The organism is Sulfurimonas sp., from assembly GCF_028713515.1.
GTDB lineage: Bacteria > Campylobacterota > Campylobacteria > Campylobacterales > Sulfurimonadaceae > Sulfurimonas.
In genome coordinates this window covers 80856-95519 of the sequence record NZ_JAQTOD010000004.1, presented here as the reverse complement: position 1 = coordinate 95519, position 14664 = coordinate 80856, and the positions used below count along the sequence as shown (strand labels likewise).

The window sequence follows — 14664 nt, the reverse complement described above, 5'->3', positions numbered from 1 at the left end:
AACTCTCAAAGTATAATTTCGACCTTATCAAACATTCCGAATTAGCTCAGCGGTAGAGTAGGTGACTGTTAATCACTTGGCCACTGGTTCGAATCCAGTATTCGGAGCCACCACATTTATAACCCCTAAAATAGCCACTTTCAACCAATATTTTGAATACTCGGTGTCGTTTCGGTGCTATTAAGTACACTTCTATTTTCTAAAAATGTAGCTCTTTTCTTCTCATCCCGTTTTATATACTTTGCATATCTGCTAAGTGTCATTGTTGAATCTGTATGACCTAACATATTTGATACCCATAATATATCTTCGCCATTTTCTAGCATCAATGTTGCAAATGTATGTCTGGTATGATAAATTGGACGATACTCGAAATTACACTTCTTTAGTACCCTTTTCCAATGAGTAGTTCTAATTCTTTTAATGTCATAGAAATGCTCATTATCATCATTTAAAAAAACATAGCTCTTATGATGCCCCGTCAATCTAAACTGCATTTGCAAATATGGAAGTAATGTATCTACAATATCAACATAGCGGACACTGTTTACAGTCTTTGGAGTAGTAACCTGCCCCATTTTCAAAGCTTGTTTTACATAAATCTCTTTTCTGAAAAAATCTACATTTTCCCATTTAAGACCTATCATCTCTCCGCTTCTCATACCAGTAAAAAATGCAAGTGCAAAAAAGTTTTTAAACTGCTCCTCTGCATTATTAAGGATACTAAAGATTTCACTTAAACTAAATGGAGAGATTGTAGGCTTAGTAATCTTTGGTGTTCTTACAAGCACAAGCGGATTTCGCTCTATTATCTCATCTCTTAATGCATCATTTAAAATTGTACTCAGCACTGCTCTTACTACTTTCATACGACTCGCACTTACACTATTTAAAACTTTGTTTTGCCAAAGAGATATATCACTAGGCTTTAGAGAGTCTATCTTTCTCTCTCCCAAGTAAGGTTTAATATGCTTATCATAAGATATTCTGTAATCATCTTGCGTTGTCTTTTTTCTACTGACACTATGTATTTCAAACGACTTTTTAGAATACTCATCAATCGTTGGAACTATTTTTTCAAATAACTCGCCACTATACAGCTTTAACTGCATTGTAGGCATAATCTCATTTTTAGCTAATTTCATATTAGCTTTGGTGTTTAGGAGTCCAAGAGTTTTACGATAGTTTTTACCTTGATGGGTAAAGCGTATCCATATCCACTCTTTTATCTCATCATTTGAGTCTTTGACCTTTTTTATATATATTTTCATCTGTTAATTACCTCTTATCAGTAACCACAAATACCATATACGAAGTTTTCAAGTTTTTATTATAGGGTATTAGTAGTTACTTGTTTATAAAGAGAGCTACTTAATACCCTCTAGTATCTTCTCAACTGCCAGATTGACTCTATTTTTTTGGCTATCATCTTTAATACCAATTATCCAGTTATCAATCTGATTTTTATCAAATAAGAGTTTTTTTGAGGGTTGATAGTAGTACACCGTCTATAAAAACATCCTCTTTAACCATCTTATTAATTGAATCTATCGAGTAGCCTATATAGTCGCTAAGTTCTTTTGAGTTTAACCATCTTTTTTCACTACCCATAGCTTGAGTAAGTTTTAGCGACTTTATCTCATTTAAGAGTTTTGGGATAAGTTCCAAGTGTTCAAGTGAAATATTCATGCTATACGCCCTATCGCACTATCGTTTGTTCGCAAATAATTAAAATTATTTCCCATTAGATGCACATTGAAGCTGTCATTACGAGCATAAACCGTATCACCCCACTCATCTGTTATCTCTATTACTTTGTTGGTGTCAAGAGTTACATAGATTTTAAAATGGTTTTCATTTATGAGTCTTGTAAGGGCAAACATGGAAAATCTATTATGAAGTAATCTATAAATACTAAGCGGTGCTAATGTCTTAGAGCTGTTAAATCTTACTACTCTGTTTTTAGAGTACCAAGCATTTAGATATTTCTCTTTTTCGCTCAACTTCTCTTTTTTAGAGAGCGGGAGCGTTTTATTGATATATTTCATGATGTACGATGTAGAGTTTTTTATATCATCTTGAATGTCATTACCTCTCTCATCAAACAGTCTTTTAAATGCTTTTTTAACTCCCTCAACCCTACCAGATGGAACGAACATCAAAATATGCGTATGTGGTGTTCCGTCTTTGTGAGGCTCGTTTACTCTAAAATATATACGGTTGTCTTTATGTAATCCATCTTTCAATGCTCTATCTTGTCGAAGTCTTGCAAACATTTTTGTGAGTGCTTTTACTGACTCCTTTGGAGTTGTGTTGTTGAATTTTGGATTAGGTACCAAGTTACCTTTTTTAGTTGTTTTAAAGCTGTGATACTCACTCGGTAGAGTTAATGTCATGAAGAGTGGTTTTAAGCCTCTCTGTTCTGCTATCTTTTGCAGAGTGTTTACTCTGTTTTGAATTTCAGAATAGTATCTGTGTGGCGAGTGGTTGGCTGATATGACAATGTCAGATAGTGGGATTCTAGTATGGTTAATTCTGTCATATATAAAACTAAAGTCTAAAAAGCTCTTTTGGTTTTTTAGCTTGGTTGTTATGTTGTCTAAATCAACTTTAGATAAGCCGTAATGGATTTTTCTATGCATCTCATTTATTGAGTCCGTTAAGTCAATGTCCACAACTTCTTTATAATTAGTCAAGGTGCCTACGGCAAAAGAGTTGTCTTTCTCCGCGAAGCGCGAAGCCTCTACAACAACTCTTCCACCTACGACACTACTATTTTTATGTGTGTTTTTGATACAATTCATTTGTATCTCCTTGCGTGGGATTTACAGTCAGGGAAGCTCTCCGCCAAGATGAGTTTCTCTGATGCTTATTTTTAAATAACTACTTCGCTTTGCCAATACCCAATATTGCATAATCAGCATTAACTGCTTTAGCATATATATTACATGGTACTTTGATTATGTCACCAGCTTTTTTATCTGCGTAGTTTTTTTGTAAAGAGATATCAACTGGGATATCATAGCTTTCAAATTTAAACTGACCGTCTGGCAAATCTATCTTTTGCTCAACTTGAACTAAAAGTTCTTTTACCACTTCACCAGTTGCTTTATCTTTTTTTTCTTTAACAATCACATTTTTATGGATTGCTGTTATTTCTGCGTTCATTTTACTCTCCTCTTAATTCTTCTATTTGTTTTTTTTGACTTAGCAGTTTTGTATACAACACAATATTATCTGGAACAATTCCATATTGTTCAATATCGTCTATATCATGAGCTATGTATTCATGCAATTCCAATAATAAATCTTTTGCTTTTCTAAGCTCTTTTCCACAATCATCATCTATTAATGAATGTAAAGTTGCTACAATTAAAGAGTTCATTGAAATTGACTCTTCCTCGCCTAGCTTTTGCAATTGTTCTTTTAAACTTGCAGGAAGTTTTAAACTAACAGCTACCTTTTCTTCTTCTTGTCTTTTTACTGACTTTATGATTTTGTTCTTATCCATTTTGGACCCCTATTATTTTAAATATCTATTTAGATATTTAAAATAATATCGCATAAGATATTCAATGTCAATACATATTAGCATTGTTTTTGATATATTTGATTTAAGATATATTATTAATATATATAGATTTACCATATTATTTGTATTTTTATGATAACATCTTGCAAATATAAAAGAATTGGAATTTGATTAGATGAGCGAAATAATCGAAGAAACGCGAGAAGTAAAACAAAGTGAAGATTATAAGGGTGAAATATACTTTAATGGTTTTGAGGTTGGTTTTTCTAATTCAGATGCTTCCATTCATCTTAGACGAAATTCTGAAACAGTAGCTTTACTGAATATGTCATTTGGTACACTTAAAACATTATCCATTTTTTTAACCGACTTAATCAATGATATAGAGGATAGGACTGGTACTGTAAACTCCATTCCTGAATTTAAGAAAAAGATGGAAGATAGTTTACTAAGAGAAAATGAAAAATGAAAAATATAAAGAGTCATATATTATCTTTGACTACATTAGAAGATGGGTGGAATTTCGGTGAAGGTAAAAAAATCAACTGTGATTCCATTATAATTGCCTTAGCTATTGCAGAAGAATTACCTACTTATATGTATTTAGATATTGAAGCATACCCACTAAATGATGGCAGTATAAGCTTAAGAATTATCTTTAAAAAAAATTTAACCGTGGGTTTATTAATCGATTCAGAGAATTATATTGATGCATATATTGATAATGGAAATAGTATAAAAAATTTAGGTCCAATCAAATTAGAAGAACTAAAAGAATTTATGCTACGTCAACATAATTTTTTGAAAACAGAGGCAAAACAATGTACTTCGGAAGACTTTTACACGATAAATTCTTTTCAAAGCTTGAGGGAACATACGCTCCAGAATGTTTCATACTTAGGCAAAACGAGCCAAAATTGTCAATCATCAATATTGAATGTGCGTGTACAAACGACGAAACAATGTGCGAGCATCTACGTAAGCAAGGGGAAAGGTTTAGCGCCTTCGCAGTACCATATAAATACTGGAAATTCGCGGAACTCCTATTACAAAAGGAAAGTTGCTTAAGTGTATCAAATGGCAAGAATTGTCATTCTTCTATTGAAGTTCAACCAAAGCACAACAACAATTCTCAGATATTATGGGAGAATAATATTTTACTAATGAATTTTTTCAGAAAGTATTTTAAAAATACGGATGTAATTAAGTGCAAAAAAGCCGAAGAAGATAACCATCTAAATGAACATACTTCTCTAGATGAAACTATGACTAAGCGGTTGGAAGAAATAAAAAAGAGATTTAACAATAAGGTTTAATTCAGTGCCATCTCGGTACATTTAATTAGCACCAAATCCATTTTAAAAAAAATTATATATTTTGAAAACCCCGTAAATACGGTATTTGATGGTATTATTTAGTCTATAAAGCTAGCTCCATAATTTAAGGACTACACCTAATTTATCGGTATTATTCATAAATATTCTAATGTTTTAGTGCTATATTATACCATAAACATTAAATTATAGTTTTAGCTCTATTCCCAAAAAGTTTAATCCACAATGCGAATCCTCTTTGCTGTAACCTATATTCACCCATCCTTGATGAATTTCTTAATATTATTTTACGACTAGTCAATGCTTGAAGAGCATTAGATAAAGTTGAATCATCCCCAATAAATTTTTTTCTTATTTCAGCTTTTTTAATCCAAGAATTCATTTCTTCTGCCATAATACTTAAAACTTGACGATATTCATCTGATTTTATTTTATCATGGAAAGAATTGGCATAGTATTTATTTCCTATTGCATCTATTGCTCCGCCTTCTCTAATAGCAGCTTCTAATACATCTTCGTCATTAATTTCACCATCACTATTATAGTCAAAGGCAGAGAACGCAAATTGTTGTATAAAGTGTGGATATCCTTCTGAAAGTTTTGATATATGACTTATAGCCTCTTTCGTTATTGAAGTTTTTTCATCATTGATTTTATTGCCTTCTTCAATACCTTTGTTGATAACATATTCTCTATCTATCATATTTAATTCATTAATTTTTAATGAGGTAAATATTCTAACGGATGATTCATGTGAACTTGATAATTTTTCAACTACTTCTGGAAGACCTACAACTATGAACATAATGTTGTTGCAACCATTTTGTTGCAATAATTCAGTAACTGTTTTAAAAAAATATCCAATGCGAAGCGATTCAGAGGCATTATCTGCTTCATCAATGATAAATATAATTCCATCTCTCTTTTCTTCATCTTTTTCAGGTTTAGTTATTCTGTTGCAAGTTTCTGCAAGAGAATATGCAAAGTCGTCTATTAATATATCTATTTCTTGTTCTCTCTGAGATTCACTGATACCAGAATCCATTATCTTTATTCTTTGAACAAATGACCAAGTATCAGCTAGAAACTTTCTAACTTTTTCAAGCTTACCGATTTCTCTCATTATTTTTTTTTCTATTAACCTAATGAATATTCCTAAATCAGATTTTTCCGATAAAACAGTATTCACTGTAATAAAATTAAATTTTCCATGTTCTAAACTTTCAATATCGCCACATGAAATATACTTTAGATAAATCATTAATGATGATTTTCCTATGCCGCGTTCTCCAGTAATCAGATAATTGTTAGGGAAGCCATTTTTTGTTTGAAACAATCCTTTTTCTAATGCTATGATTTCAGAAAGACGACCTGCAAACATCCCTGCACTGACTGGATTATTCGGTGTAAAAGGATTGATTTTTTGCATAATTATTCCTATTTATTTTTAATATAATTCGTAAATTATAGCACTTATAGTTATTATTTAAGGATATGCAATGTATTAATTTACTGTCATACCATACAAGTGGTAGCAAATTAATGCAAGGACATAAATAAAACTCAAATAGTATAAGCTTTATTTTGACTTATTAATTACAAGCACAAATTGATACTATTTTACGCTAAAATAACATCATGAAATTTGAATGGGATACTAAAAAAGAGAAGTCAAATATAAAAAAACATAAAGTGTCTTTTGAACAAGCTGCTTATGTATTTGGTGATATATATTCTCTAAGTCTTTATGATGAAGAGCATTCAGAAGATGAAGATAGATGGGTATTGCTAGGTAAATCTTTAAATGAAGTTATTTTGGTAGTAGTTCATACATTTAGAGATAAAGACGGTATTGAAATAGTAAGAATTATATCTGCTAGAAATGCTACAAAAAAAGAGCAAAAAATTTATAACGAAAGGTGTCCATTATGAAGAAAGAGTATGATTTTACAAATGCAGAACAAGGCAAGTTTTATAGACCTTTAAATGAACTGGATATACCAATATATTTAGATGATGATGTTAAAACTTTTTTTATGCAAAAGTTGAAAAATGTAGATAAAGATTTCTCTCTAAATGGCATTATAAACTCATTACTAAAACAAGACATTGAGATTTCTAAAAAATTAGCAGTTTAGATTCTCGGTGCCATCTCGGTGCATTTTATTAGCACCAAATCCATTTTTAAAAAAATTATATATTTTGAAAACTCCGTAAATACGGTATTTGATGGTATCGTTTAGTTTATAAAGTTAGCTCCAGTATTCGGAGCCACCACATTTATAACCCCTAAAACACGCCATTTCAGAGTCTTAAATTTCTATGGTAGCTAAAATATTTTTCTAGTATTACTTTTTTTAATACACACTTTTTTAAAACAATCTAATTGACTTATCAATCTTTCTAACTCTATTTGCATATACTTATTGTGATTATGTATTTACTTATAGACATTTATGTTGGCAATGCGCTAAGCTAAAGTTAGTTTTAACAACCCCTCAGCACTCTTTATATATAATTGCAAATTAATTTTTTCCAAGAAGGAATCCCATGCGTGGTTATAAAATTTTTGCTGGTTCTGCTAGTAGAGAGTTTGCAAAAGAGATTTGTCAACTATTAGATGTACCATTAGCAAATGCTGATATAAAAAAATTTAGTGATGGCGAAATCTCTGTTCAAATTGCCGAGAGTGTCCGTGGTCGCGATGTTTTTATTGTCCAATCAACTGGAATTCCATCTAACGATAATTTGATGGAACTTCTAATCATGACAGATGCTCTTCGTCGCTCATCCGCTTCTACTATCACGGCAGTTGTTCCATATTTTGGATACGCACGACAAGACCGAAAAGCCGCTCCTCGAGTTCCTATCACTGCTAGACTTGTGGCCGATATGTATGAAGCTGCTGGGATAAACAGAGTTGTAACAATCGACCTTCATGCTGGACAAATCCAAGGATTTTTTAACATCCCTGTTGATAATCTTTATGGTTCTATCACATTCGAAACTTACATAAAAAGTAAAAATCTTAAAAATCCTATCATTGCATCTCCTGATATCGGTGGTGTTGCAAGAGCTAGATACTTCGCACAAAGAATGGGACTTGATATGGTAATCGTTGATAAACGCCGTGAAAAAGCCAATGAGAGTGAAGTTATGAATATTATCGGTGATGTTGAAGGTAAAGATGTAATCATGATTGATGATATGGTTGATACTGCTGGAACCATGGTGAAAGCGGCAACAGCGCTTAAAAACAAGGGAGCAAATTCTGTTATGGCATGTGCTACTCATGGAGTTTTAAGCGGTAAAGCTTTTGAAAACCTAGAAAATGGCGAACTTGATGAGCTTATCATCACAAACACACTAGTTACAAAGCCACATGACAAGATTGTAGTTTTATCGGTTGCTCCTCTTTTTGCCGAGGTAATTCGCAGGGTTTACCACAATGAGAGTGTTAACTCACTTTTTTCATAAAGGGAAAATTATTGAAAAATATTAGAAATTTCTCCATCATTGCGCACATAGACCATGGTAAAAGCACTTTAGCGGATCGCATTATCCAAGAGTGTGGCGCCGTAAGTGATAGAGAACTCACAAAACAGATGATGGACACCATGGATATAGAAAAAGAGCGTGGTATCACCATAAAAGCTCAAAGCGTTAGGCTTGATTATGTAAAAGATGGCGAGCATTACATCCTAAATCTTATCGATACTCCTGGTCATGTTGATTTTTCGTATGAAGTTAGCAAATCGCTTGCTTCAAGTGATGGTGCGCTTCTTATTGTGGATGCAGCGCAAGGTGTTGAGGCACAAACTATCGCAAATGTCTATTTGGCGATGGACAACAACTTAGAGTTGATTCCCGTCATAAACAAGATAGACCTTCCAGCGGCTGACCCTGATAAAGTAGCACAAGAGATAGAAACAAGTATCGGCATAGACGCAACTGATGCGATTTTAGTCTCTGCAAAAACAGGTGTTGGGATTCGTGAACTTATCGACGCAATAGTTGACCGTATCCCAGCACCAGTTGGAGATGAAAATGCTACTACAAAAGCAATTATCTATGATAGTTGGTTTGACTCCTATCTTGGAACTGTAGCACTTGTGCGTGTTTTTGATGGAGAGATAAAGAAGGGTCAAATTGTAAAACTTATGAGCAACAATGAAGAGCATCCTGTTCTTGATTTGATGTATCCTCATCCACTCAAAAGACAAAAAACTAACTCTATAAAAACTGGGGAAATCGGAATAGTTGTGCTTGGGCTTAAAGATGTTAGGGTTGTAAATGTTGGCGACACAATAACAGATGCTAAAAATCCAACAAAAGAGCCAGCTTTAAAATATGAGCCTGCAAAACCTTTTGTGTTTGCAGGACTCTATCCGATTGACACAGATAGGTTTGAAGAGCTTCGTGATGCGCTTGATAAACTAAAACTAAATGATAGCTCTCTTAGCTATGAGCCTGAAACATCTATCGCGCTTGGGTTTGGATTTCGTGTAGGATTCTTAGGGATGCTTCACATGGAGGTAATTGTTGAGAGATTGGAGAGAGAGTTTGCACTTGACTTAATCGCTACTGCTCCATCTGTTGTTTATCATGTATTTCTTACAAGTAGTGAGATGGTTGAAGTTCAAAATCCATCGGAGCTTCCTGCGGTAAACTATATTGCAAGAATTGAAGAGCCTTATGTAAAAGCTACGATTATAACTCCAGCTGAATATCTCGGAAATGTTATAAATCTTTTAGTAGCCAAAAGAGGCGCGCAAGATAAGATGACCTACCTAAATGAGCAGAGAGTTATGCTTGAGTATTCTCTGCCAATGAATGAAATCGTGGTTGATTTTTATGATAAGTTAAAGTCAATCTCTAAAGGATATGCTAGTTTTGACTACGAGCCAATTGGATTTGTAGAGGGTGATTTGGTTAAACTTGATGTTAGAGTTGCTGGCGAAGTCGTTGATGCACTAAGCGTTATAGTTCCTAGAACTTCAGCTGATTATCGCGGACGGATTTTGGTTAAAAATATGAAAGAGCTGGTTCCAAGACAACTTTTTGAGGTAGCCATTCAAGCATCTTTGGGTAACAAAGTTATTGCAAGAGAAACTGTAAAAAGTATGGGCAAAAATGTTACTGCTAAGTGCTATGGTGGGGATATTACTCGTAAAAGAAAACTCTTAGACAAGCAAAAAGCTGGTAAAAAAAGAATGAAGTCTATAGGCAAAGTAAATCTCCCTCAAGAGGCATTTATGTCTATTTTAAAGATGGATTAGAGAAGAGATTTTTTGTGAAATGTATGCTGTGTGAGAACTTATCGTTTGAACACATCTGTAAAAATTGCCAAATATCCTTTCTTGCTCCATCAATCTACAAACGAAAAATTCTCAACAAAATAGAAGTTATCTCTTTTTACAAATATAGCGAATTAAAAGAGCTGCTTCATACAAAACATACAGATATCGGCTACTACATCTACTCCATTCTCGCCAAAAACTCTCTAAAAAAATTTGCATCTGAGTTCAAGTTTGAGAACAAAGTTGTATCCATAGCAATAGATGATGGCATAAAAAGTGGTTATTCTCACACAGCTATTTTAAACAAAGCGCTTTGCTCTAAATTTATAAAGCCACAATTTAACAGACTTAGAGCTAAAAACAGCGTCTCATACTCGGGCAAAAGCAGAGAGTTTAGACTTCTAAATCCCAGAAATTTTGAACTAAAAAATCTTAAAAATCAAGATCTTATTTTGGTAGACGACATCATTACAACAGGCTTAACTTTCACTCAAGCCATTGAAATTGCCGAGAAAAATAACAATACAGTTCTCTTCTGCATCGCGCTCGCTGATGCAAGCCAAATATCCTAGAAAATACTCTTTATATCGCCCTTCTTCTTTCCTTGCCTAGGCGAATAAATTATCACTAAAACTTAATATTGAAAATAATTATCAAAACCATTGACAAATAGATAATATTTCTATATTATTTGATAGTGATTTTCAAAATTAGATATATAGGAAACAACATGAAAAAATTAGCCATATTATTATTTGTTGCAGTTACTTCACTTTTTGCGACCGGAGAAGATATATTAGAAAAACCCACATCAGAAGCAAAAAAATTTAGTGAAATACTTAAATTAGGAGAAATGAAAGGACAAGCCAGAGTACTTTATCAAACAAACTCTCACAATGAAGCAGGAAATGGCACAGAAGATTTGCTAGTTGGTGGCAAAATTTCATTTGAAACGACCCCACTGTATGCAATAAACCTAAAAACTTCATTTTATATGGTATATCCAATTTTAAACAGAAGCTCAAAAGACCATGATTATTACAATCCAAATGGTGATGGCTACTCAATGCTCGGTGAAATGTTTGTAAAATATGCAAGCAATGATATGGAGATTAAACTAGGTCAAATGGAGCTTGATCTACCGCTTATAAACTCTGATGACATAAGAATGATACCAAATCTCTTTACTGCTGCTCTAGTAAATTACCTACCATCTAAAGAATTAAAGCTAACAACAGGGATTGTATCACGGATGGCTGGATGGGAAAATAGCTCAGATCACTCAAAATTTGTCAAACTCGGAGAGGTTATTAACAACACGGAAACATTTGGGAATTTTTTTGCTGACAATCCATCAGCCATTAACTCTAGACTATTCATAATTGGTGCAGCTTATGAAAGTGAAAATTTCACATTGGATGGATGGTTTTATAGACAAACTAAAATGCTTGATACATACTATACGAAAGGCTCAATAAAAGCATACAAATCAGATGCTATGTCTATAAATTTAATGGCTCAATATATGAGTGAAAAATCAATTGGTAAATTAGATAACTACAGCAAAATAGACTATGCTGCAAAGGTTGACTGCGATATATATGGTGCAGCTATAGAACTTGAATCAGAAACTATAGGACTAAAGTGGTTCTTAGCTTACAACAAATCTGGTAAAAATAAGGAAAGCTTAAATGATGGAGGAACTGCAGATTTTTTTGGCGGGGCTAAAGATTCGCTCTTTACATCTATGGATGTAGAAACTGCAAACTGCGCAGGAGATGTTAGCGCCTATAAAATTGGGGTTGAGTTTGATTTAGAAAAAGTAGGTTTTAAAGGAACAAATATTGCCATAGCACATGCTAATTTTTATCGAGGAGTAGATGATACAACAAAAAAAGAGACAGATTTTCGTGCAAGCTATATCTTAAATAAACAGGCAAACATAGAAATGATGCTCTCAAAAATAGAAGACGAGCAAAGCAATACAAACAACAGAGCAAGAATTTTCATCAAATATAATTTTTAAGCAATAGGAGACAGAGATGCTACTATCAGAGGTACAAACAGATAAGAAGGTTCTAATTAAAGAGATAAACGCAGATGCTATTCTTAAAAAAAGACTAAGAGCTCTAGGGATAACTAAACATATAAAGGCAATAGTTTTAGAAGAGAGTCTTGGAAAACAAAATATAAAAATATCAATCGGTTCTGCAGAAGTAGCTCTTAGAGCTTCAGAAGCCAAGCAGATAGAAGTTGAGGAGATAAAGTGAAAAAAATAGTTGTCGCCCTTGTTGGGCAACCAAATGTTGGCAAGAGTCATCTGCTAAATTCTATAAGTGGAGCCAATCTAAAGGTGGGAAATTTTGCTGGCGTTACGGTTGAGAAAGCAGAAGCTACTCTTTTGAGAGACGGATATAAAATAGATATTATAGATCTTCCTGGTTCATACTCTTTGGATGACTTTGCCAAAGATGAGAAAGTTACAAAAGAGTTTTTGATAGAAGGCGAGTATGACATAATTTTAAATGTCCTAGACTCTACTAATTTGGAGCGAAACTTATCTTTAACAAGTGAGCTTTTAGAACTCGATAAAAGAATGGTTGTAGCTCTAAATATGGATGATGAAGCCATAAAAGAGGGTGTCTTTATTGATGAAAAAGAGCTTAGCGAACTGCTGGGAGTTGATTGTATCAAGACCTCATCTTTGAAAAAGACAAACCTTGATGTTATGGTTGATATGATTATTCATACAGTAAAAGAGCCAAAAAAAGCTCCTAAATTTTATTACAGTGACGCAATAGAAGATAGAGTAGAAGAGCTTGTCTCATTTATGAAAAGTAGAAATTTTAAACTTACAAACCACTCAAACAGAAGCGTGGCAATAGGGTTGCTGAAACAAGATAGAACAATTTATAAGATGATTCATGAGGAACCTATTTACGCTGAGTTGCTACCACTTTTAAACAATACCCTTGAGAAACTACATATTCAGTTTAAAAACAGAGATTCTAATGAAATATTTGCTGACGAGAGAGATGCTTTTGCTCGTGGTGCTTGCCTTGAGGTAATCAAAAATAATAAAAAAAATATAACCTCTGTTACGCAAAAGATTGATTCAATAATGATAAACAAATATCTAGGAATTCCTATTTTTCTATTTTTAATGTGGGGATTGTTTCAACTTACCTTTACGCTTGGTCAAGTTCCTATGGATTACATAGAAGCATTTTTTAAATTTTTGGGCGATACAGCCGGAGAATTCATAACAAACAAACCTGCAAAATCTCTTATAGTTGATGGAATAATAGCCGGAGTTGGTACGGTTTTACTATTTCTGCCGAATATCATGATTTTATTTTTAGGTATCGCTCTTTTGGAAACTACCGGCTATATGGCAAGAGTGGCATTTGTACTCGATGGTTTTTTTCATAAATTTGGTCTTCATGGCAAAAGTTTTATTCCACTTGTGACTGGTTTTGGTTGCTCTATTCCTGCTTATATGGCTGCACGAACTCTAAAAAGTGAGAGAGATAGACTTCTTACTATGTTTATAATAGGGTTTATGAGTTGCGGAGCCAGACTCCCAGTTTATGTACTTTTCGCTGGAGCATTTTTTACACCCGAGTCTGCCGGAAATGTACTTTTTGCTATTTATGTGAGCGGTGCATTCTTAGGCCTTATTGCCGCTAAAGTGCTTAGATTGACAGTATTTCGCGGAGATGATGAACCATTCGTTATGGAGATGCCAAAATACAGGCTTCCTAGCGTAAAACTTATTTGGTTTACTATCTACTCGAAATCTATAATGTATCTTAAAAAAGCTGGAACATTTATTTTTATGGCTTCTATATTTATATGGTTTATTAGCTCATATCCAAAAAATATTCAAATAGAAGATGCCTATACAAATAAAATAGAAACTGCGCTAGAGGCAGATAAAAATATTATTTCAAATGAGATGAAAAAAAAACTTATGGAAAATACATATTTAGGTTTTGCTGGCAAAGCAATTGAGCCTATTTTTAAACCTCTTGGTTTTGACTGGAGAATGAGTGTAGCTACACTAAGCGGATTAGCAGCAAAAGAAGTCATTGTTTCTACTTTGGGAGTACTCTACTCAATAGGAAGTGAAATAAAAGAGGAAGATGATGCCCTAAAGAACATCATATCAAGAGAAATTCCATTTGCTTCCGCTATAGCTTTTATAGTATTTGTTATGGTTTATTTGCCTTGTATTGCTGCTACAGCAGTATTTACAAAAGAAGCAGGCGGAAAAAAATACACTGTTTATTTGGTACTATTTACATTTATAACAGCATGGACACTTGCCTTTATCGCTTATCATTCACTACTACTGCTTGGATACTAAAGCAACTTTAATATACTCTTATTTAACAACATTGATAAAGATAGACTCAACTATCTTTATCGAAATAACTAAACATATACTTGACATTGTTACACTCAATATGTATAATAGTGCCGTAGATTTAGAATA

Annotated in this window: 17 protein-coding genes and 1 tRNA gene; 12 read left to right on the top strand and 6 right to left on the bottom strand. The window is 33.3% G+C overall.

Annotated features, from left to right (window positions below; genetic code table 11):
• Positions 1-35: 35 nt before the first annotated feature.
• Positions 36-110: transfer RNA gene (locus PHV22_RS09035), tRNA-Asn, on the top strand.
• Between the two features lie 30 nt (positions 111-140).
• Here PHV22_RS09035 and PHV22_RS09030 read toward each other — a convergent pair.
• From PHV22_RS09030 to PHV22_RS09010, 5 genes are all read right to left on the bottom strand, one after another.
• Complete coding sequence (locus PHV22_RS09030) at positions 141-1271, bottom strand: tyrosine-type recombinase/integrase (RefSeq protein WP_299947250.1); 1131 nt, start codon at positions 1269-1271, stop codon at positions 141-143.
• 196 nt (positions 1272-1467) lie between these two features.
• The gene (locus PHV22_RS09025) at positions 1468-1689 is read right to left on the bottom strand and encodes a hypothetical protein (protein ID WP_299947247.1); all 222 of its coding nucleotides are present in this window, start codon (positions 1687-1689) and stop codon (positions 1468-1470) included.
• The gene (locus tag PHV22_RS09020; RefSeq protein WP_299947244.1) at positions 1686-2804 is read right to left on the bottom strand and encodes a replication endonuclease; all 1119 of its coding nucleotides are present in this window, start codon (positions 2802-2804) and stop codon (positions 1686-1688) included. Before PHV22_RS09020 ends, PHV22_RS09025 begins: the two co-directional genes overlap by 4 nt.
• Positions 2805-2883: 79 nt before the next feature.
• On the bottom strand, positions 2884-3168 hold the full coding sequence (locus PHV22_RS09015; RefSeq protein WP_299947241.1) for a hypothetical protein: 285 nt from the start codon (positions 3166-3168) through the stop codon (positions 2884-2886).
• Between the two features lies 1 nt (position 3169).
• On the bottom strand, positions 3170-3511 hold the full coding sequence (locus PHV22_RS09010; protein ID WP_299947238.1) for a hypothetical protein: 342 nt from the start codon (positions 3509-3511) through the stop codon (positions 3170-3172).
• A gap of 196 nt (positions 3512-3707) precedes the next feature.
• Here PHV22_RS09010 and PHV22_RS09005 point away from each other — a divergent pair, with 196 nt between their 5' ends.
• The 3 genes from PHV22_RS09005 to PHV22_RS08995 all read left to right on the top strand — a co-directional run bounded on the left by PHV22_RS09005 (position 3708) and on the right by PHV22_RS08995 (position 4848).
• Positions 3708-4001 carry a hypothetical protein gene (locus tag PHV22_RS09005; protein WP_299947235.1) on the top strand — a complete coding sequence of 98 codons (294 nt, stop codon included), beginning with the start codon at positions 3708-3710 and terminating at the stop codon, positions 3999-4001.
• Complete coding sequence (locus PHV22_RS09000) at positions 3998-4600, top strand: hypothetical protein (protein WP_299947232.1); 603 nt, start codon at positions 3998-4000, stop codon at positions 4598-4600. Before PHV22_RS09005 ends, PHV22_RS09000 begins: the two co-directional genes overlap by 4 nt.
• A gap of 95 nt (positions 4601-4695) precedes the next feature.
• Positions 4696-4848 (top strand): hypothetical protein, encoded by a 153-nt coding sequence (locus PHV22_RS08995; RefSeq protein ID WP_299947229.1) that lies wholly within the window; start codon positions 4696-4698, stop codon positions 4846-4848.
• 199 nt (positions 4849-5047) lie between these two features.
• Here PHV22_RS08995 and PHV22_RS08990 read toward each other — a convergent pair whose 3' ends face one another.
• Positions 5048-6295 carry an ATP-binding protein gene (locus PHV22_RS08990; protein ID WP_299947226.1) on the bottom strand — a complete coding sequence of 416 codons (1248 nt, stop codon included), beginning with the start codon at positions 6293-6295 and terminating at the stop codon, positions 5048-5050.
• A gap of 209 nt (positions 6296-6504) precedes the next feature.
• Here PHV22_RS08990 and PHV22_RS08985 point away from each other — a divergent pair, with 209 nt between their 5' ends.
• The 8 genes from PHV22_RS08985 to feoB all read left to right on the top strand — a co-directional run bounded on the left by PHV22_RS08985 (position 6505) and on the right by feoB (position 14535).
• Entirely contained in the window at positions 6505-6798 is a 294-nt protein-coding gene (locus tag PHV22_RS08985) for a BrnT family toxin (RefSeq protein ID WP_299947223.1), read from the top strand.
• Complete coding sequence (locus tag PHV22_RS08980) at positions 6795-7004, top strand: hypothetical protein (protein WP_299947221.1); 210 nt, start codon at positions 6795-6797, stop codon at positions 7002-7004. Before PHV22_RS08985 ends, PHV22_RS08980 begins: the two co-directional genes overlap by 4 nt.
• 412 nt (positions 7005-7416) lie before the next feature.
• Positions 7417-8343, top strand: a complete 927-nt coding sequence (locus PHV22_RS08975) for a ribose-phosphate pyrophosphokinase (RefSeq protein WP_299947218.1) — start codon at positions 7417-7419, stop codon at positions 8341-8343.
• An 11-nt stretch (positions 8344-8354) separates the two neighbouring features.
• A complete protein-coding gene (lepA, locus tag PHV22_RS08970; protein ID WP_299947216.1) occupies positions 8355-10145 on the top strand; it encodes a translation elongation factor 4 in 1791 nt (596 codons plus the stop codon).
• A gap of 23 nt (positions 10146-10168) precedes the next feature.
• Entirely contained in the window at positions 10169-10738 is a 570-nt protein-coding gene (locus tag PHV22_RS08965; protein ID WP_299947379.1) for a ComF family protein, read from the top strand.
• Between the two features lie 158 nt (positions 10739-10896).
• On the top strand, positions 10897-12192 hold the full coding sequence (locus PHV22_RS08960; protein WP_299947213.1) for an OprD family outer membrane porin: 1296 nt from the start codon (positions 10897-10899) through the stop codon (positions 12190-12192).
• A gap of 16 nt (positions 12193-12208) precedes the next feature.
• Positions 12209-12436, top strand: a complete 228-nt coding sequence (locus PHV22_RS08955) for a FeoA family protein (protein ID WP_299947210.1) — start codon at positions 12209-12211, stop codon at positions 12434-12436.
• Positions 12433-14535 (top strand): ferrous iron transport protein B, encoded by a 2103-nt coding sequence (gene feoB, locus PHV22_RS08950; RefSeq protein ID WP_299947207.1) that lies wholly within the window; start codon positions 12433-12435, stop codon positions 14533-14535. The genes PHV22_RS08955 and feoB overlap by 4 nt, the downstream gene beginning before the upstream one ends.
• Positions 14536-14664: the final 129 nt, after the last annotated feature.

Coding starts and splice junctions, on each gene's coding strand:
- PHV22_RS09020 (WP_299947244.1), bottom strand. CDS start 2,804: ATGAATTGTATCAAAAACACACATAAAAATAGTAGTGTCGTAGGTGGA.
- PHV22_RS08995 (WP_299947229.1), top strand. CDS start 4,696: ATGAATTTTTTCAGAAAGTATTTTAAAAATACGGATGTAATTAAGTGC.
- PHV22_RS08960 (WP_299947213.1), top strand. CDS start 10,897: ATGAAAAAATTAGCCATATTATTATTTGTTGCAGTTACTTCACTTTTT.
- PHV22_RS08990 (WP_299947226.1), bottom strand. CDS start 6,295: ATGCAAAAAATCAATCCTTTTACACCGAATAATCCAGTCAGTGCAGGG.
- PHV22_RS09025 (WP_299947247.1), bottom strand. CDS start 1,689: ATGAATATTTCACTTGAACACTTGGAACTTATCCCAAAACTCTTAAAT.
- PHV22_RS09000 (WP_299947232.1), top strand. CDS start 3,998: ATGAAAAATATAAAGAGTCATATATTATCTTTGACTACATTAGAAGAT.
- PHV22_RS09030 (WP_299947250.1), bottom strand. CDS start 1,271: ATGAAAATATATATAAAAAAGGTCAAAGACTCAAATGATGAGATAAAA.
- PHV22_RS09005 (WP_299947235.1), top strand. CDS start 3,708: ATGAGCGAAATAATCGAAGAAACGCGAGAAGTAAAACAAAGTGAAGAT.
- PHV22_RS08980 (WP_299947221.1), top strand. CDS start 6,795: ATGAAGAAAGAGTATGATTTTACAAATGCAGAACAAGGCAAGTTTTAT.
- PHV22_RS09010 (WP_299947238.1), bottom strand. CDS start 3,511: ATGGATAAGAACAAAATCATAAAGTCAGTAAAAAGACAAGAAGAAGAA.
- PHV22_RS09015 (WP_299947241.1), bottom strand. CDS start 3,168: ATGAACGCAGAAATAACAGCAATCCATAAAAATGTGATTGTTAAAGAA.
- PHV22_RS08985 (WP_299947223.1), top strand. CDS start 6,505: ATGAAATTTGAATGGGATACTAAAAAAGAGAAGTCAAATATAAAAAAA.
- PHV22_RS08955 (WP_299947210.1), top strand. CDS start 12,209: ATGCTACTATCAGAGGTACAAACAGATAAGAAGGTTCTAATTAAAGAG.
- PHV22_RS08975 (WP_299947218.1), top strand. CDS start 7,417: ATGCGTGGTTATAAAATTTTTGCTGGTTCTGCTAGTAGAGAGTTTGCA.
- PHV22_RS08965 (WP_299947379.1), top strand. CDS start 10,169: ATGCTGTGTGAGAACTTATCGTTTGAACACATCTGTAAAAATTGCCAA.